Here is a 19,595-nt window from a genome sequence, read left to right as displayed (position 1 = left end):
AAAAAACCGCCATTAATGGCGGTTTTTTTTGAATGACATTTTATGTGTCACGTGACGTTAAACCCACTTACCAGCTTAACGCACCACCTGTTTGGTAGTCTGTTACGCGAGTTTCAAAGAAGTTTTTCTCTTTACGTAGATCCATCATCTCAGACATCCATGCGAATGGGTTGTTCACACCAGCAAATTGCTCTGGTAAGCCCAACTGCGCAAGACGACGGTTACAGATAAACTTGAGGTATTCTTCCATCATGCCTGCATTCATACCCAATACACCGCGTGGCATTGTGTCACGTGCATATTCGATTTCAAGCATAGTACCTTCAAGGATCATTTGAACAACTTCTTCTTGGAACTGTTCAGTCCACAAGTGCGGGTTTTCGATTTTGATCTGGTTGATCATATCGATCCCGAAGTTCAAGTGCATAGATTCGTCACGTAAGATGTATTGGAATTGTTCAGCAACACCATTCATCTTATTACGACGACCCATAGATAAGATCTGACTGAAACCACAGTAGAAGAAGATACCTTCAAGTACACAGTAGAATGCGATCAAGTTGCGTAGCAAGATTTGGTCGTTTTCAGGTGTGCCTGTATTGAATGTAGGATCACTGAGTGATTGAGTATATTTCAAACCCCAAGCTGCTTTACGTGCAACGCTTGGCACTTCACGGTACATGTTGAAGACTTCGCCTTCATCCATGCCTAATGATTCAATACAGTATTGATAAGCATGGGTATGAATTGCTTCTTCAAATGCTTGACGCAAAATGTACTGACGGCATTCTGGGTTAGTAATATGACGGTAAATCGCTAGAACCAGATTGTTTGCAACCAATGAATCGGCAGTAGAGAAGAAACCCAGTGAACGCATAACAATGGTACGTTCGTCTTCAGTTAAGCCATTTTCTGACTTCCAGAGTGCGATATCGTGTGTCATGTTGACTTCTTGTGGCATCCAGTGGTTTGCACAACCATCTAGATATTTTTGCCAAGCCCATTCGTACTTAAAAGGTACCAATTGGTTTAAGTCAGCACGGCAGTTGATCATTGCTTTATCATCAACTTGTACACGTTGTGCGCCCATCTCAAGTTCTTCAAGACCAGGAGCAACATCCAAATGGGCTAGGGCAGCAGATGCTCTTGCCAATGAATCGGTTGAATGTTCTGTTCCTGTTGCACTGGCTCCACTGGATTGTGTAGCAGCCACATGCGGCGATGATGGCTTTGCATCAGATACCAACGGTGTGTCAGTCGTTTTCTGCGGTTCGATGGTTTTAGACTGGTGTGGTTGTGCAGTCTGTTTCGGTGCATCATCTTCAAAATCGTCCCAACTAAGGATAGACATATCAATTCTCACTTCGTTGCTTATATCTTTTATCAGACATCTACTAAACGAAGATGTCGCTACTATACGCTTATTCTGTGTAAACAAAATTAAGTTTTGTCGATTAAGGCGGTATTTTTAAAGTAATACCCCCAATAATCCCCACTACTTATTTTGTTTACCCCTTCAACAGTTAAAGTCTAAAAATTGGATTGTATTGTAGACATAAGAGCATTCTTTTAATAGTGTTGTGGCTGTTGTTTAGTTGAAAAATAGGCAAAAAAGCTTTAGGTGTTTGTTTCTAGTATCAATAAATAAAGTGTAATAAATCATGTGGTTATGTTATGTTCTTGAACAATGATTACCCCGATCAAGTCGAGGTAATCAACAAATAGATTAAAACTAATTAAAGGAAATTACCCTTTAATCTTCCTTGGATCATGTCCATTTGGAATAGTGTTTTTTTCACGAATCTGCTGATCCTTACCTTTAATGATTAGCTCTCCACCACCAGAATTTCTTAACATTGTTCTAGCCGTGTTGCTTGCTTCCTTTTGAGTTGAATGAACTGAAGAAACTCGTTCGTTTCCATTAGCTTTATTCACCCATTCATTACCACGTTTGTAAACCATACGGTCATTTGATTTGCTCATAAGAATACTCCTAATTAGTGAGCGATTAACACAGACTAATTTGACGATAGCTTTAAACTAGTTCAGAATATTCCCTAGCTTTTTGTACAAAAGTTATCGACCAAGGGATAGTCAAAAATCCCTTTGGTAAAAGGGGGATATCGTTGGCGCGATATTCCCTTTTTCTTTTTCAATTATGTTTTTACATAATCAAAATAAGTAATTTTATTAAAACTCAACTACTTATTTTGTTTACGTTGTTTGCGTATAGCAATAAAAGCATAAACAACAGGTATATAAAAAATTAAAAAGGCTAGGATAAGTACAATCAGACCCAATTGATAATTATCGTGAAAATTTAACATTAACCTAGCCTTTGAATTTATTTCTTATTATTGCTCTTTGCTTCATAGTAGTTATTGGTAATGTAGGTATTGTGCGAATTTGTTTTATCTGCACTTACTGATATACCAACTGCTATGACACTCGATACAAATCCTAAGATAATTATAAGGTTGCGAGTATTCATTGAATCACCAGTTGTTTACTAATGTGACTCAGCTATTCTTGATTAAACAACAATCCAGATAGCCAAATCACAGACTATTGGAGACAGCTCAACACTTTAAATGGAGAGTGTTGAGCTAATTTAGTTGTTTAATTAAATTTACTGGCAAGCTTCGCAGTCTGGGTTATCGATCGAGCAAGCCATTGGTACTGGCGCTGCTTGTTCAAAACCTTCTTCAGACGCTGCTACTGTTTCTGCTTTGGCTACAGCCGCTACTGGTGCTGCAACAGTTGCAGGTTTAACAGCGTTGAGTGCACCTGTATTAATCGTTGATTTCTCAGCAGATGTAGCACCTAAAGCACGGAGGTAATAGGTAGTCTTTAGACCACGCAACCAAGCCATTTTATAGGTCAAATCAAGTTTCTTACCGTTTGCACCAGAGATGTAAAGGTTAAGTGATTGTGCTTGATCGATCCATTTTTGACGACGTGATGCAGCATCAACGATCCAACGTGGTTCAACTTCAAATGCAGTAGCAAAGATGGCTTTGAGTTCATCAGGGATACGTGCAATTTTTTGTACTGAACCTTCATAGTGTTTCAAGTCATTGACCATCACAACATCCCATAGATCACGTTCTTTCAAAGCGCGAACCAAGTATGGGTTGATGACAGTAAACTCACCAGACAAGTTAGATTTTACATACAAGTTCTGGAATGTTGGTTCAATAGACTGTGACACGCCACAAATGTTTGAAATGGTTGCAGTTGGTGCAATAGCCATTACATTTGAGTTACGCATACCGTCTTTTTGTACTTTGGCACGTAGCGTATCCCAATCTAGACGCTGTGTACGATCAACTTCAAACATACGCTCTGGACGAGATTTTGCCACCAATTCGATCGAGTCGATTGGTAAAATACCTTGATCCCAGAGTGAACCTTTAAACGTTGAATAAGTACCACGTTCAACTGCTAAATCACTTGAAGTGCTGATCGCGTAGTAGCTGATAACTTCCATAGATTCATCAGCAAATTCAACTGCTGCATCTGAACCATAAGCAAGATTCATTTCATACAATGCATCTTGGAAGCCCATGATCCCCATACCCACTGGGCGGTGTTTCATGTTTGAGTTTTTCGCTTGTGGTACAGCGTAGTAGTTGATGTCAATCACGTTATCGAGCATACGAACTGCTGTTTTCACAGTACGAGCCAATTTTTCGCGATCGAGGATACCACCTTGAACGTGTTGTACAAGGTTGATTGAACCCAAGTTACATACTGCAATTTCATCTTCACTGGTGTTAAGTGTGATTTCAGTACACAAGTTTGATGAATGTACTACACCAACGTGTTGCTGTGGTGAGCGTAAGTTACATACATCTTTGAAAGTGATCCATGGATGACCTGTTTCAAATAACATAGATAACATTTTGCGCCATAAGTCTTTTGCACGGATCTTTTTGTGCAACATATTGCTTTCTTTAGCAATTGACTCATAGTGAGCATAACGTTCAGCAAACTCTGCACCAGTGAGGTCATGCAAGTCAGGTGTTTCTGATGGCGTAAATAGTGTCCAGTCAGCATCTTCAAACACACGTTGCATAAATAGGTCAGGCACCCAGTTTGCAGTGTTCATATCGTGTGTACGACGACGATCATCACCGGTGTTTTTACGTAGTTCAAGGAACTCTTCAATGTCTAAGTGCCAAGTTTCTAAGTAAGCACACACCGCACCTTTACGTTTACCACCTTGGTTTACTGCAACAGCGGTATCGTTCGCAACTTTAAGGAATGGCACAACACCTTGTGATTTACCATTTGTACCTTTAATGTACGAGTTTAGCGCACGTACTGGAGTCCAGTCATTTCCTAGACCACCAGCCCATTTAGAGAGCATAGCGTTATCACGCATTGCACCATAAATATTGTAAAGGTCATCAGAAATAGTTGTTAGGTAGCAGCTTGACAATTGTGGACGTAAAGTACCCGAGTTAAATAGAGTCGGGGTAGACGCCATGTAATCAAAGCTTGACAATAAGTCATAAAACTCGATCGCACGTTGTTCTTTGTTTTCTTCATTTAGCGCAAGGCCCATTGAAACACGCATAAAGAACAATTGCGGTAATTCAAAACGTACACCATTGCTATGAATGAAGTAACGGTCAAATAATGTTTGTAAACCTAAATAGGTAAACTGATTCGAGCGTTCAGGTTGAATTGCAGCAGCAAGTTGTTTGAGGTCAAACTGCAATAAGTCTGGAGACAATAGATCTAGTTCAACACCTTTGTTTAGAAAAGCTTCTAAAGCTTCACTTTCTAGTGTTTCAGCAGGAAGTTCTAAGAATTTTAAACCTGTTGCAACAAGATCATCACGCAGTAAACGTGCAGTCACATAACTATAGTTAGGTTCTTGCTCGATACGTGTACGCGTTGCCATCATCATTGTGGTTGAAATGTCTGATGCCAATACACCGTTATAAAGGTTTTTGATGGTTTCATCGATAATCGCTTTAACATCAATACCTTCTAGACCAGCAGCAGCTTTAGTGATGCTTGCCTCAAGGATACTCATATCAAGTGGTTGTAGACGACCATTCGCATCAGTTACTTGTAAAGTTGGATGGTGGTTTGCACCTAATTCTTTACGTGCCGCAGCGCGTTGTTCACGATAGATCACATAAGAACGAGCAACTTTTTGTTCACCAGTTCTCATTAAAGCCAATTCCACCTGATCTTGAATTTCTTCAATATGGATTGTCCCGCCTGAAGGTAGACGGCGTTTAAACGTATTCAAAACCATATCAGTTAACTGAGAAATACGGTCGTGGATACGGCTGGAGTCGGCGCTATTTTGACCTTCTACAGCCAAAAAAGCTTTACCGATTGCCACAGAAATTTTGTCTGCATCAAACGGGGCAACATCACCAGTGCGTTTAATCACTTGTAGTTGACCAGGAGTTGTAATTGCGCTCATTGTCTGCTTCGCTCCATTGTGTTGTAACTTGCCCCCAATCGGTACAGCGAATCACCGACCATAAAAAAGACAAAACACAATACTTAGTGGTTTATTTAGGTTTTGGACACAAGATACGGTAATTTTTCTGATAGATCAATATTGACATTTTTATAAATCTTTTTCTCTAGGAAGAAAAAACTTGAGCTATTTTACCATGGCCATTAACAGCTGCTAATGGTCTTATTTTGAAGTCGCGCATAGTATAGCAAAGTCTTTTTTTTTGTCTTGAAGATAACTCTGTGGATAAACATTTTATTAGGTTTTAATGTCCATATAACGTTCTTAATGAAATATCTTGTATTAATATTCAGCAAATAATTTTGTATTGGTCTGATCAATCTGATGAAATGGAGAGGAAATATCCAGTCATAATTAAAATACAACAAAATAATACGGACCTGTATCTATTTCGTGACTAAGGTCTTGTTTACAATGTAAACGAGTGTATATTGCAAGAGATTAGATCTTATATCTGTATAGGTTACAAATAGATATAAAGTTATAGCAGGGGAAAAATTGATGAGCAAAGAAGAAAGATTACCCAAAATTCTCATTGTAGAAGATGACGAGCGTTTGGCGCGATTAACACAAGAATATCTGATTCGTAATGGTTTAGAGGTCGGGGTAGAGCCTGATGGGAACCGTGCGATCCGAAGAATTATTAGTGAACAACCTGACTTGGTCGTACTGGATGTTATGCTCCCAGGCGCTGACGGTTTAACCGTTTGTCGAGAGGTTCGTTCACATTATCATCAACCGATTTTAATGTTGACAGCACGTACTGAGGATATGGATCAAGTTCTTGGTCTAGAAATGGGTGCTGATGACTATGTGGCTAAACCAGTACAACCTCGTGTATTGCTAGCCAGAATCCGCGCTTTATTGCGTCGTACTGATAAAACACCAGAAGATGAAGTCGCACAGCGCATTGAGTTTGATGATTTAGTCATCGATAACGGTGGTCGTTCTGTAACATTAAATGGTGAATTGGTCGATTTCACGAGTGCTGAATATGACTTGTTATGGTTATTAGCATCTAATGCTGGCCGTATTTTGTCACGTGAGGATATTTTTGAGCGTCTACGTGGTATTGAGTACGATGGTCAAGACCGTTCGATTGATGTTCGTATTTCTCGTATTCGTCCAAAAATCGGCGATGACCCAGAAAATCCAAAACGAATTAAAACTGTCCGCAGTAAAGGTTATTTGTTCGTCAAAGAAACCAATGGTATGTAATTCATTTTTGCACTAAAGGACAAATGACTTGTTGAAGCAGAGTATTTTTTTTAGGATCTATGCCGGACTGGTCATTTTGGTCGTCCTTGTGGCGATATTTGGTTATTTGCTTGTGCAAATCATCAACTACCAACGTGTGCAGGAATACCGTGAATCCCTCAGTGATGGTATTGCATTTATCATCAGTGAGGATGTTTCACGTCAACAAACTCAGCAACAAAAAATAGATTGGATTTCAGATGCTTCTGATTTGTTAGAGTTACCAATTTATTATTTAGAAGCCAATAAAGTCGAGTTATCACGTACTGAAAAGAAAAGAATCGAAGAGCAAAAAGCTGTTGTTCGATATGATGCAAATAAGAACATTGCTTATTTGATTATTGGTATTCGTGATGATCCTGGACACCTACTTTATGTCCAAATAGATAATTTAACTGAACAACAAATGAAGGTTTTACCGATCTTTATTTGGGATTATTTGGTCTATTATCCTGGACAAGAAGCTGAATATATTGAACGTATTCAAGAGCATTTCTACTATGGGCTCAAAGTTCAGAAGATAGAAAGTTTAGAACTCGATTCAGAACAAATCGGCCGTCTACGTTCAGATCAAAGTGTCATACTCTATCGTGATAGTGCAACTATACGCGGTACAACTATTTCTATTGTGTCACCTATGCCGAATTCACCTGGTGAAGTTTTGGTGATGGGGCCTGTTCCGATGTTCAATTGGATGCCTTTCCAATTGGCAGCAGGGATTACCTTACTCAGTATGTTCCTATTATCACTTGGCGTTTATGGTCTGATTGTGCCTATGCAACGTAAACTTAAACAAGTGAATGATGCATTAAATACCATGAAGTCTGGTGATATGTCCTTGCGTTTATCGGTAGAAGGACACGATGAATTATCAAGCTTGGCATCTAGTTATAACAGCATGTCAGACCATATTCAGCGATTGATTGAAGCACAGCGTGAACTTATGCGGGCCGTTTCACATGAACTGCGGACACCTGTAGCTCGTATACGTTTTGGTATGGAGATGATGGCAGATGAAGAAGAATATACTTATCGACTTCATCAGGTTGAATTGATTGATAAAGATATTGAAGCTTTAAATAATCTCATCGATGAAATTATGACCTATGCAAAACTCGAACAAGGTATGCCATCGCTTAATTTTGAAGATATTATTTTGGTTGATGTACTAGAGCAAGTTGCAACAGAAACAGAAGCTTTAAAAACCAAGAAGAAAATTGAACTCTTACCTTTATCGAGTGATGTGATTGTTGAGGTTGAGCGACGTTATTTACATCGCGTTGTACAAAATCTCGTAGGCAATGCTATTCGCTACTGTGACAACCAAGTGACCATTAGTGGTGGTATTGATCCAAATACAGGCAAGGCATTTGTCTGTGTTGAAGACGATGGTCCTGGTATTCCAGAAGAAGATCGTACACGAATTTTTGAAGCCTTTGCCCGTCTAGATGACAGTCGGACTCGTGCTTCTGGTGGTTATGGTTTAGGTTTGTCGATCGTAAGCCGGATTGCATTTTGGTTTGGTGGAACTATTGAAGTGGATCAAAGCCCAACGCTTGGTGGTGCACGCTTTATTATGTACTGGCCTGCAACTCGCTTTAAAAAGAAAAAAGTTTAATCATTAGATTTTAAGATTTAAGGCATGTGGAGATAAACTTTGAATTCAAAACAGACCTTAAACAACAAAGTTGTCGTGATTACTGGTGCAACACGTGGAATAGGTCTGGGCTTAGCTCGGGCCTTTTTGCATTTGAAATGGTCAGTGATGTTATCTGCACGCCACGCAGAGCAACTTCAAACAGTGATCACTGAATTGGCTTTAGAATTTGGAGCTACTCATGTGCATGGTCAGTGCTGTGATGTGACGCAAATACAAGATCTCACTAAACTTTGGCAAGAGGCACAAGCGTATTTTGGCCATGTCGATGTTTGGATCAATAACGCAGGGGCGTGTAATGCGGCCAAAGCATTTGTCGAGATAGATCCTCAAGAACTAAAACAGGTGGTTGAGACCAATATTTTAGGGTGTATGTTCGGCAGTCAGGTTGCTTTACAAGGGATGTTGAAGCAGGGTTTTGGACAAATTTTTAATATGGAAGGATGGGGCAGTCGCGGTGAGTGGAGTGCTGGTATGACCCCATATTCAACATCAAAACGTGCGGTGTCTTATTTTAGTCAGGCACTTTATAAAGAAACAAAGCATACATCGATCAAAGTTGGAACGCTGAGCCCAGGTATGGTGGCAACAGATTTATTGATGGCTTCATGGCAACAAGGTGAAGTAAAAAACTGGCGTAAAATGAAGTGGTTATTTATGTTTGTGATTGATCCGCCTGAGCCTGTATGCGCGTATCTAGCACAAGGTGTAAGTCAAAATCAAAAGAGCAATACAAGGATTGTTTGGATGACACCTTGGCGTCTCGCATTACGATTTTTACAGCCGTATTATTGGCGTCGCAATCCTGTAAAAGGCACGGTGTTGGATGGACTATGATCCTCACCTAACCTCTCCTGAAAAAGGAGAGGCGTTAAGGCTTTTTACAACGCAGCAATTTGTTCCATGCTGAGTTTGATTTTGCTGAGCTGATCAGCAAATTCTGCAAGTTTAACTTTTTCACCCTCTACTACTGCTGCAGGTGCTTTGCTGACAAAACCTTCGTTAGAAAGTTTGTTGGCAATTTGATCGTGTTGCTTTTGAACTTTATCGAAGTCTTTTTGTAGACGACCAAGTTCTGCTTTAGGATCAATTAAGCCTTTCATCGGTACAAAGACTGATGCATGGCCAATCACACTTGAAGAAGACAGCGGTGGTTGTTGGTCATTGGCTAAAATTTCGATGCTTTCAACTTTAGCCAAAGCTTTAAACAATGGTTCGATACGTGCAATTTGTGTCTTTTCTGCATCAGAAATGTTCTGTAGTAACACAGGCAATAAGCGTGCATTTCCTAAACCCATTTCACCGCGGATATTACGTACTGCGCCAATTAAGCCTTGCAACCATTGCATGTCTGCTTCAGCTTGATCATTGATCTGTGCTTGGTCGCAAACAGGGTACTGTGCAGTCATGATGGTATCTCCAGAGATCCCCAGCATTGGTGCAAGTGTTTGCCAGATTTCTTCAGTCAAATACGGCATCAATGGATGTGCAAGACGTAAAGATTGTTCAAGGACCGAAAGCAATACACGACGAACTTCTGCTTTACGCTCTTCTGAAACAGCTGCATCGTTCAATACAGGTTTCGTCAGTTCGACATACCAGTCACAGTATTCGTTCCAAATAAAGTCGTAAATGGCTTGAGCCGCTAAGTCGAGGCGATATGTTTCGAACGCTTGTTGTACAGCAAGTTGTGCTTTTTGTAGGCGACTGATAATCCATTGTTCTGGGAGTTCCCAAAGCTCAGGACGAGCAACTTGTGCAACAGTTTGACCTTCAAGATTCATCAGTACGAAACGGGTTGCGTTCCAGATTTTGTTACAGAAGTTACGGTAACCTTCAACACGTTTGAGATCGAATTTGATATCACGACCAGTGTTAGCCAGTGCGCAGAACGTGAAACGTACTGCATCTGTACCATATGCATTGATGCCTCCTGGGAATTCTTTACGGGTAGATTTTTCAATTTTAGCGGCTTGTTTTGGATTCATAAGACCAAAAGTACGTTTTTGTACCAAGCTTTCGAGGTCAACACCATCAATCAAGTCTAAAGGATCGAGTACATTACCTTTAGATTTAGACATTTTTTGACCTTCGCCATCACGGACTAAGCCATGAACGTACACGGTTTTAAATGGTACTTGAGCCGTGCCATCTTCATTTTTCATGAAGTGCAAAGTCATCATGATCATTCGGGCAACCCAGAAGAAAATGATGTCAAAACCAGTCACCAATACATCCGTTGGATGGAAGGTTTTTAAAATGTCATTGAGTTTGTCTTTTTCAATATCACCTGTCCAACCTAAGGTTGAGAACGTCCATAGCGCAGAAGAGAACCACGTATCTAAAACATCTTCGTCTTGATGTAGTTCAACGCTATCTGCAAGGTTGTGTTTGCTACGAACTTCAGCTTCGTTACGACCAACATAGATATTGCCTTCTGCATCGTACCAAGCAGGGATACGGTGACCCCACCAGAGTTGACGAGAAATACACCAATCTTGAATGTTGTTCATCCAAGCCATATACATGTTGGTATATTGCTCTGGTACAAATTTGATGCGACCATCTTTTACAGCGTCAATTGCTGGTTCAGCCAAAGGTGCAATTTTCACATACCATTGATCTGTTAATAATGGTTCAATGATTACGCCTGAACGGTCACCACGTGGTGCTTTAAGATCATAAGGATCAATTTTATCCAACCAACCTTCAGCATCTGCTTGCTCAACGAGTTTTTTACGCGCAGCAAAACGCTCCATGCCTGCATAGTCAGCAGGTGCCGTAATGTGACTTGAAATTTGCTCGCCAGCTTTGTTGATGATTTCAAACTCAGCTAATACTTCTGCATTTTTATTGAAGATATTAATGAGTGGTAACTGGTGACGTTTACCCAGTTCATAGTCGTTAAAGTCATGTGCAGGTGTAATTTTGACACAGCCTGTACCGAAGTCTTTTTCCACATATTCATCGGCAACGATTGGCACTAAACGACCAGTAATCGGTAAAACAATGTTTTGACCAATTAAGTGGGCATAGCGTTCATCTTCAGGATGGACTGCAACAGCAGAGTCACCCAACAAAGTTTCAGGGCGTGTTGTTGCAACTACCAGATAGTTCAAACCATCTTTAGTCGTTGTTGCTTGGTTTTCAAAGAAATATTTGAAATGCCACAGTGAACCTTTTTCTTCAATTGATTCAACTTCAAGATCTGAAAGCGCAGTGTGAAATTTAGGATCCCAGTTGACTAAACGTTTACCGCGATAGATCAAACCATCTTCATGCAAACGAACAAAAACTTCTTTGACGGCATTGGATAAGCCTTCATCCATAGTGAAGCGTTCGCGAGACCAGTCAACAGAAGAACCTAGGCGGCGAATCTGGCGAGTAATGGTATTACCTGACTGTTCTTTCCATTCCCAAATTTTTTCAATAAATTTTTCACGGCCTAAGTCATGGCGACTAATATTTTCTGCAGCCAACTGACGCTCTACAACCATTTGCGTTGCGATACCAGCATGGTCAGTACCTGGTTGCCATAGCGTGTTTTTACCCATCATACGGTTATAACGAGTAAGTGCATCCATGATCGCATTATTAAAACCATGACCCATGTGCAAACTACCGGTGACGTTTGGTGGTGGAATCATGATACAAAAAGAGTCCCCCTTACCTGAAGGCTTGAAATAGCCTCGCTCTTCCCAGGTTTGGTACCATTTGTTTTCGATCTCAGTAGGATCGTAAGTCGTTGCAATATTTTGCGCGGTATCAGTCATAGTCAATACAGATCAAAAGTGGAAAAAAATTCTGAACATTGTAGCAAAAAATCGCGCTATTAGGGCAGATCAAGCAAATGCATTTCACTGAACTTTGTGCCACATTTTGCTAGGCCAGCATTTTTTGAATTTAAATGGAACACATAGACTTGTAAGCAATATCAATAATCATAAAAAGGAGGGCGCCCATTATGAGCAATTATGCGATTTATCTGCGTATTCAACCTGAGCTATATCTGCGTTTTCAACAAGTAACTGATCAAATAAATACTGCACACGCACCCCGTCAAGCCAAAGCTTTAGGTGTTGTTTTGGCGGATTTGGCCTGTGCAGTACTGGATCAGGTCTTTACCGAGTTAATAGGTAAAGTTGCTGATAGCGAATCAGCTGAAGCGAGTCATCAGTCACGTGAAAATTCTCAACAAGTGATTGATAAAATAGCTGGTTGTATCAAACAGTACATGCCTTATGCTGTTTCTTTTTTTAATAATCAGCGCCTAAGTCCTTTGGTGAATTATCTAGCTACATGTATACGACAGCGTGAGGGGCAGTACTATTTATGCTATGCCATTGATACTGGTTTGGCTGAATCTCAAATCCAAAATTTAAATCGAATCCGTGAGGGTGATGATCAAGCGGTTAAAATTACTTTTACAAATCTTATAAAGATTATTGACCTTGGGGTACATGCACTGATTGTTAAGCCCAAGTCACTGTTAAAATTTAATTTTCTGCTCAACAAAACCTTAGATGGGGTCATCCATATGTGTACCCATATGGGGTATCAACGCTTAGAAAAAGTTACAACACACTTAACTGCAATACAGGCAGAACCTTATCTGGATCATTTCTTTGCTTTTATGCAACAAGAGCCTCAAAATCACTTTGTTACTCAATAATAAGGACAATCAGCTATGCAAAAACAAGGTTTGAATGGTTTAGATAAAAAGGTTGTATGGATTACTGGTGCATCGTCAGGTCTAGGTGAGGCCTTAGCCAAAGCCTGTGCAAAGCAAGGTGCTCAGGTTATTTTAACAGCGCGGCGGTTTGAAGTACTTGAGCAAGTTCGAGCAAATTTATTTCAACCAGAACGTCATATTAGTTTTGCTATGGATGTTACCGATGAAGCACAGGTGCAACACACCTATGCTCAAGTGTTAGAGAAGTTTGGTCGTATTGATTGGCTCATCAATAATGCAGGCTTAAGTCAGCGCGCATTGATTAGTGACACCAGTATGCATACTGAACGAGCAATCATGGAGATTGACTACTTTTCTCAAGTTTTTTTGACCAAGACTGTATTGCCAACTTTGCTTAAGCAACAATCTGGTCGCGTGGTATTTATTTCAAGTGTGGCTGGTTTATTGGGTACGCAGTATCGAGCAAGTTATTCAGCAGCCAAGGCCGCCATTCACCTTTGGGCCAATAGCCTTCGGGCTGAAGTGGCAGAGCAGGGTGTACAAGTGTCGGTTGTCTTTCCAGGTTTTGTGCAAACCAACGTTTCTTTTAATGCCTTAAATGGGGCAGGACAGGCGCAAGGCCATCAAGACGAAGCGATTGCCAATGGATTATCCGCCGATGATTTTGCTGCACAAGTACTCAAAGCTTTGATGCACGGTAAAGAGTATATTGTGGTGGCTGGTGCAAAAGAAAAACTTGGTGTGATGCTTTCTCGACTATCACCTAAAGCTTTATATAAAGTCATTCGTAAAAGCACAGTGAAGTAAGCTGTACTTAAAGTGACAGCTTCACTTCTATCTAATCTATTTTAATTTGGCACTGTGTGCTAATAGGCTTGTTCGCGAGCGGCGGTCTCTGGCAGGATCGCTGTTGCATAGGCAAAAACTTCAACCATACCACCTTGCATACCAATTTCTGTGGTATTTAGGCGTAGCCCGAGTAGCTGTGTTGCGCCGAGTTGTTCAGCCTGTAGTTTTAAACGGATGATCGCTTCTCGACGTGCGCGCTCTGTCACTGATTCATAGGTCAGCAGTCGCCCACCAAAGAAATTATGGATTGCAGCCCAGACCATTTTAAAATAATCATGTGAAATCACAACATTGCTGATAAGTAATTGCCCATGTGAATCTGAGGTTTTAAAGCGGCTGGTATCTAAACGTATATATGATAAACGTCGTTCTTTTTCATCAAGTGCTTGAAGATGCGATCTTTCGATATGACGGCCAAAGCCCCACCCAATGAAGAATAAGAATAAAAAGACGACAACCTTAAAAATAAGACCTTCCATGATTTGAGCTTACTCACTAATCTGTTGAAAAGGGTCTGGAATGGATGGAGATTGTGCTTCAACGACTACAGCTGTGCCATAAACAAAAAGTTCAGAAGCACCTTGAGCAATATTTGAGGTTGAGAAGCGTATAGCAACTATTGCATTCGCACCCAAAGCTTCGGCTTTAGTGATCATACGCTGCATTGCTTCTTGACGTGATTCTTCTAAAAGTTCGGTATACCCTTTAAGTTCGCCACCCACAATATTTTTTAATCCCGCCATAAAGTCACGGCCAACATGCTTACTACGTACAGTACTGCCGTAAACAACATCGAGTTGTCGAATAATAGTATGGCCTGGAACACTTTCTAGATTGCTAAGTTGCATAGGATGAACTTTCAAGATGAAGATAAAGAAAACATAGGTAACTTAATGGTCAATTGCAATAGTTTGATAGCAAAGACCCATAAAAAAACCCACCGAAGTGGGTTTTTGATTGCTTATACTGCGATGCAGCTTGAGCTTACGCTATTATTTTTTCTCATAATGTTGCTGAGAACTTGAGGCAGGGTACACCACCTGTTCTGCGGTAGTCGCTTTGATACCACCACCAAGGGTTTTGTATAACTCAATCTGATTGTTTAAATCAGCTTGTTGTAATAACAATAAACCTTGTTCAGCAGAGTATGAAGAACGCTGTGCATCAAGAACAGTCAAGAAGCTATCAATACCCGAACGGAAACGAGCGTTAGAAAGCTTGTAAGTGACGTTTGTCGCTTGAACCAAGTTTCTTTGTGCTGAAATTCGATCACCGATATTTTGACGAGTTGCCAAGGCATCGTTCACTTCACGGAAAGCTGTTTGGATTGACTTCTCATAGTTTGCTAAAGCAATCTGTTGATCAGTTTCTGAAATCTTCACATTGGCTTTACGTGTGCCCCAATCAAAAATAGGAACATCTAAGCTTGGTCCAATAGACCATGCAAAACCACCTGATCTAAACAATTTATTTAAATCTGTTGATGCATAACCCGCTGTACCAGTTAGAGAAATCGTCGGGAACATCTGTGCACGTGCAGCACCAATATTGGCACCAGCAGCACTGAGTTGATATTCAGACGTTTTGATATCTGGGCGGTTATGTAGCAAGTCACTCGGCATACCTGTAAATAAGGTTTTGTCGTTAGTGATACGCGTTACACCCTTAGTTGGAAGTAACTCTTTGCTTACAGGTTGTCCAACCAGAAGATCAAGTAGGTTTTTCGCCTGTACAACTTGAGTCTTGAAATTTGCCACATCGCTACGCGCAGTTTCTACAGAAACTTGTGCTTGGCGAACAGGGATTTCACTGTCAATACCAACATCAAAGCGCTTTTTGTTGAGATTGTAAGAATCTAACTGTGCTTTTAATGTTTGCTCTGATAGACGGAGTTGTTCATTGGCAAAAGAATAACTTAACCAAGCTTGTGCTACTGATCCAACGAGTGCGATTTGAGTCGCATCACGTGAACTTTGAGTCGCTAAGAAGTTGTCTAATGCATTGTCTTTTAAGCTACGAACGCGGCCCCAGAAATCAAGCTCATACGCAGTTACACCTAGACCGACCTGATAGGTTGAGTAGGGGTTATTTGGGTTAACTGAAGGTGAAACTTGACGTACCACACTACCGCTTGCCCCAATTGTAGGTAGCTGATTATTTTCCGAGATTTGATATTGCTGTTGAGCACGTTGAATATTCAGTGCAGCAGTACGTAAATCACGGTTATTTTCTAAAGAAAGATCAATTACTTTCAATAGACGTGCATCAGTAAAAAAGTCTTTATAGCCCTTTTCCGCAATCGATTGGCCAGCACTGCTGTTGACGTAACCTGTAGGGATAGTGACTTGAGCGACCGGCTCTGGGCCACGCATGCTTTGGCAGGCTGCCAAAGACAATGCGAGCGCAGAAAGTGCAATGCTACGACCTGAAATAGACCATATGTTTTGCATCACGATGAATGCTCCTGATTTGTTATTGTTTTGGGTTTGTATTTGAATACACTTCGGATCCACACAAAGAACACTGGAATAAAGAAGATACCGAGTAGTGTAGAACTAATAACCCCACCAAGTACACCAAAACCTACTGAGTGCTGGCTACCTGCACCTGCACCTGTTGATAGTGCAAGAGGGAGTACCCCAAAACCAAAAGCTAAAGTTGTCATGATAATTGGACGAAGACGCATACGTGAAGCGTGTAGCGTTGCTGCAAATAAATCTTCGCCTTTCTCTTGCAACTCTTTGGCAAATTCAACAATTAAGATCGCGTTCTTGGCAGAGAGACCAATGACCGCAATCAATGCCACCTGGAAGTAAATGTTAAATGATAAGTTTGGATCTTGCTTGATGATCATACCCAGATAGGTCAATGCAAAAGCACCCACCAAACCAAGCGGTACCACCAAAATTACTGAGAACGGAATTGACCAGCTTTCATAAAGTGCCGCCAAACAAAGGAAGACAATCAATAATGAAAGAAGCAATAGTGCAGGTGCTTGAGCACCAGACTCACGTTCTTCTAAAGACAAACCAGTCCATTCATGGTCAAAACCTGCTAAGCCCATTGATGGGAGTTTAGACACGATTTCTTCCATTGCTTGCATCGCATCACCAGAGCTGACGCCCGGTGCAGGAGTACCTTGAATGTTCACAGATGATACGCCGTTATAACGTTCTAGACGTGGTGAACCATAAGTCCATTCGCCAGTTGCAAAGGCTGAGAATGGTACCATTTCACCTTTGTTATTACGTACATACCACTTGTTGAGGTCTTCAGGCATCATGCGTGAATTGGCTTCACCTTGTACATAAACCTTTTTAACACGACCACGATCGACGAAATCGTTTACGTAGTATCCACCCCAAGTCATACTCATTGTGGCATTGATTTCTGCCAAACTAATACCCATTGCTCCAGCTTGTGCTTGATCAATGTAGATTTGGTATTGTGGCGTATCTTCTTGACCGTTTGGACGTACACCAGCAAGACGTGGGTCTTTTGCTGCCATACCTAAGATCATATTACGCGCAGCCATAAGTTTTTCATGGCCTTGGCCAGAAACATCTTTAAGCTGAATATCAAAACCAGAAGCCACACCAAGTTCAGGCATTGCAGGTAATTTGATTGGCATAATATAGCTTGCATCTTTCACAAGCATATTTAACGCCATACCACGCTTGATGAGTGCATCAATTTGCTGTTCAGGTGTAGTACGCTCACCCCAGTCTCGTAACTTAATAAATGCTAAACCAGCATTTTGGCCGACACCAGTGAATGAGAAGCCTGTTACAGAGAATACAGATTGAACAGTTTTTTCTTCATTTTTTAAGAAGAAATTTGTCATCGAATCAATCGTTTTACTTGTACGTTCCATACTTGCGTTAGGAGGTAACTGTACCAATGTAAATACGACACCTTGGTCTTCTTCTGGAAGGAAAGAAGATGGCATGAGTTTAAAGATGACGACGATGACAGCAATAACAGCAGCATAGACTACACCAGAAAATACTTTGTGGTGAATCATACGATCTACACCGTTTTGGTATTTTTCAGCAGTTTTATCAAAGCTACGGTTAAACCAATCAAAGAATCGAGCAAAGATGTTATTGCTTTTAGGTTTGTTTGGATCGTGTTGCTTGAGCAAGGTTGCACAAAGTGCAGGTGTAAAGGTTAATGCAACAACCAAAGATAAGACCATGGCAGTCACTAATGTGACAGAGAACTGACGATAAATCACGCCTGTTGTACCACCAAAGAACGCCATTGGAATAAATACCGCTGACAGTACGCTGGTAATACCGATCAAAGCACCTGAGATCTGCGTCATTGAGTTTTCAGTTGCAGTGACAGGATCGAGATGTTCATCGACCATAAGTCGTTCGACGTTCTCAACCACAACAATCGCATCATCCACCAAGAGCCCGATGGCCAGTACCATGGCAAACATGGTTAATGTATTGATGGAGAAGCCAAACATATTAATGATGGTGAATGTACCAAGTACTACGACAGGTACAGCCATCGTTGGAATAATCGTTGCGCGCCAGTTCTGCAAGAACAAGAACATTACGATAAATACCAAGATGATCGCTTCAATCAGCGTTTTTACAACACTCTTAATCGAGAGTTTAATAAACGGCGTGGTATCAAACGCTAATGTGTCTTCTAGGCCAGCAGGGTAGTTACGACGTAACTCAGCCAAACGTGCCTCAACAGCATCAGCAGTTTCAAGTGCGTTGGCACCTGTTGATAATTTAATCGCAACACCACCAGCTGGTTTACCATTGAATTTCGAGTCAAACTGATAGTTGTCTGAACCGAGTTCAATACGTGCAACATCAGAAAGTAGAACTTGAGCACCCGATGCGGTGTTTTTCAAGAAGATCTTTCCGAACTGCTCAGGTGTTTGCAACATACTTTGCGCATTGACAGTTGCGTTTAGCATTTGTCCTTGCACAGAAGGTGCACCGCCCAATTGACCAACAGCAACCTGCGCGTTTTGTGCGCTTAAAGCAGAAACTACATCACTTGCAGTTACTTTTAAGTTGGTCATTTTTGCAGGGTCAAGCCAAATACGCATCGCATATGAACCACCAAATACCTGAACTTCACCCACACCCGCTACGCGGCTAAGAGGTTCTGATAGGTTGGCGTTCACATAGTCTTTAATATCGGCAGCTGAAAGGCTGTTATCTGGTGAGTGAAATGCAATAACTTGCAAGAAACTTGCACCAGACTTAGTAACTTTTACACCCTGACGCTGTACGTCTTGTGGGAGTAGTGCAGTTGCAGATTGTAATTTGTTCTGAACTTGAACTTGCGCAATATCTGGATCGATACCTTGAGCGAAGTTTAGGTTGATTGAAGCCTGACCATTACTCGCACTGTTAGATGAGATATAACGCAGTCCATCCAGACCATTCATTTGTTGTTCAATGATCTGGGTAACTGTATTTTCAACTGTTGCAGCAGATGCACCTGGATAGGTTGCAGAAATCGTAACTACAGGTGGTGCAATGGTCGGATACTGTGCAATCGGCATCTTGGTCAGGGTAAGTACACCTGCCAACATGATCACCAATGCAATCACCCACGCAAAAATGGGGCGATGAATAAAAAAGTGAGCCATT

The 19,595-nt window shown here is 41.0% G+C and carries 14 protein-coding genes; 5 read left to right on the top strand and 9 right to left on the bottom strand.

Translation table 11 applies throughout. The features are described 5' to 3' along the window. Positions 1-67 precede the first annotated feature (67 nt). The 4 genes from Aru01_RS08495 to Aru01_RS08480 all read right to left on the bottom strand — a co-directional run bounded on the left by Aru01_RS08495 (position 68) and on the right by Aru01_RS08480 (position 5,449). On the bottom strand, positions 68-1,351 hold the full coding sequence (locus Aru01_RS08495; RefSeq protein WP_016655206.1) for a ribonucleotide-diphosphate reductase subunit beta: 1,284 nt from the start codon (positions 1,349-1,351) through the stop codon (positions 68-70). Between the two features lie 395 nt (positions 1,352-1,746). Next, positions 1,747-1,983 carry a DUF2188 domain-containing protein gene (locus Aru01_RS08490; RefSeq protein WP_016655207.1) on the bottom strand — a complete coding sequence of 79 codons (237 nt, stop codon included), beginning with the start codon at positions 1,981-1,983 and terminating at the stop codon, positions 1,747-1,749. A gap of 218 nt (positions 1,984-2,201) precedes the next feature. Further along, positions 2,202-2,327, bottom strand: a complete 126-nt coding sequence (locus Aru01_RS18640) for a preprotein translocase subunit YajC (protein ID WP_016655208.1) — start codon at positions 2,325-2,327, stop codon at positions 2,202-2,204. Positions 2,328-2,629: 302 nt separating this feature from the next. After that, positions 2,630-5,449 carry a ribonucleoside-diphosphate reductase subunit alpha gene (locus Aru01_RS08480; RefSeq protein WP_016655209.1) on the bottom strand — a complete coding sequence of 940 codons (2,820 nt, stop codon included), beginning with the start codon at positions 5,447-5,449 and terminating at the stop codon, positions 2,630-2,632. 561 nt (positions 5,450-6,010) lie between these two features. Between Aru01_RS08480 and bfmR the strand changes: the two genes are divergently transcribed. From bfmR to Aru01_RS08465, 3 genes are read left to right on the top strand one after another with little or no spacing between them, the layout of a single operon-like run. After that, positions 6,011-6,727 carry a response regulator transcription factor BfmR gene (gene bfmR, locus Aru01_RS08475; RefSeq protein ID WP_016655210.1) on the top strand — a complete coding sequence of 239 codons (717 nt, stop codon included), beginning with the start codon at positions 6,011-6,013 and terminating at the stop codon, positions 6,725-6,727. Between the two features lie 28 nt (positions 6,728-6,755). Next, positions 6,756-8,384 carry a sensor histidine kinase BfmS gene (bfmS, locus tag Aru01_RS08470; RefSeq protein ID WP_016655211.1) on the top strand — a complete coding sequence of 543 codons (1,629 nt, stop codon included), beginning with the start codon at positions 6,756-6,758 and terminating at the stop codon, positions 8,382-8,384. Between the two features lie 39 nt (positions 8,385-8,423). After that, on the top strand, positions 8,424-9,260 hold the full coding sequence (locus Aru01_RS08465; RefSeq protein ID WP_016655212.1) for an SDR family NAD(P)-dependent oxidoreductase: 837 nt from the start codon (positions 8,424-8,426) through the stop codon (positions 9,258-9,260). 44 nt (positions 9,261-9,304) lie between these two features. On the opposite strand, the gene Aru01_RS08460 is transcribed toward Aru01_RS08465, so the two are convergent. After that, a complete protein-coding gene (locus Aru01_RS08460; protein WP_155757927.1) occupies positions 9,305-12,202 on the bottom strand; it encodes a valine--tRNA ligase in 2,898 nt (965 codons plus the stop codon). Positions 12,203-12,387: 185 nt separating this feature from the next. Here Aru01_RS08460 and Aru01_RS08455 point away from each other — a divergent pair, with 185 nt between their 5' ends. Both Aru01_RS08455 and Aru01_RS08450 read left to right on the top strand, forming a co-directional pair. Beyond that, positions 12,388-13,095 (top strand): hypothetical protein, encoded by a 708-nt coding sequence (locus Aru01_RS08455; RefSeq protein ID WP_016655214.1) that lies wholly within the window; start codon positions 12,388-12,390, stop codon positions 13,093-13,095. Between the two features lie 15 nt (positions 13,096-13,110). Further along, positions 13,111-13,923, top strand: coding sequence for an SDR family oxidoreductase (locus Aru01_RS08450; protein ID WP_016655215.1), 813 nt, complete (start codon positions 13,111-13,113; stop codon positions 13,921-13,923). Between the two features lie 59 nt (positions 13,924-13,982). Here Aru01_RS08450 and Aru01_RS08445 read toward each other — a convergent pair whose 3' ends face one another. The 4 genes from Aru01_RS08445 to Aru01_RS08430 all read right to left on the bottom strand — a co-directional run bounded on the left by Aru01_RS08445 (position 13,983) and on the right by Aru01_RS08430 (position 19,594). Continuing rightward, positions 13,983-14,444, bottom strand: a complete 462-nt coding sequence (locus tag Aru01_RS08445; protein WP_016655216.1) for a YbjQ family protein — start codon at positions 14,442-14,444, stop codon at positions 13,983-13,985. Between the two features lie 9 nt (positions 14,445-14,453). After that, positions 14,454-14,813, bottom strand: a complete 360-nt coding sequence (locus Aru01_RS08440) for a YbjQ family protein (protein ID WP_016655217.1) — start codon at positions 14,811-14,813, stop codon at positions 14,454-14,456. 144 nt (positions 14,814-14,957) lie between these two features. Then, complete coding sequence (gene adeK / locus Aru01_RS08435; protein WP_016655218.1) at positions 14,958-16,415, bottom strand: multidrug efflux RND transporter AdeIJK outer membrane channel subunit AdeK; 1,458 nt, start codon at positions 16,413-16,415, stop codon at positions 14,958-14,960. Beyond that, a complete protein-coding gene (locus Aru01_RS08430; protein WP_016655219.1) occupies positions 16,415-19,594 on the bottom strand; it encodes an efflux RND transporter permease subunit in 3,180 nt (1,059 codons plus the stop codon). Before Aru01_RS08430 ends, adeK begins: the two co-directional genes overlap by 1 nt. Position 19,595: the final 1 nt, after the last annotated feature.

The sequence above is a fragment of the Acinetobacter rudis genome (assembly GCF_000829675.1).
GTDB classification, from domain to species: Bacteria; Pseudomonadota; Gammaproteobacteria; order Pseudomonadales; family Moraxellaceae; genus Acinetobacter; species Acinetobacter rudis.
The sequence above is the reverse complement of the archived record's forward strand: the minus strand, read 5'-3'. Positions and strand labels throughout refer to the sequence as shown.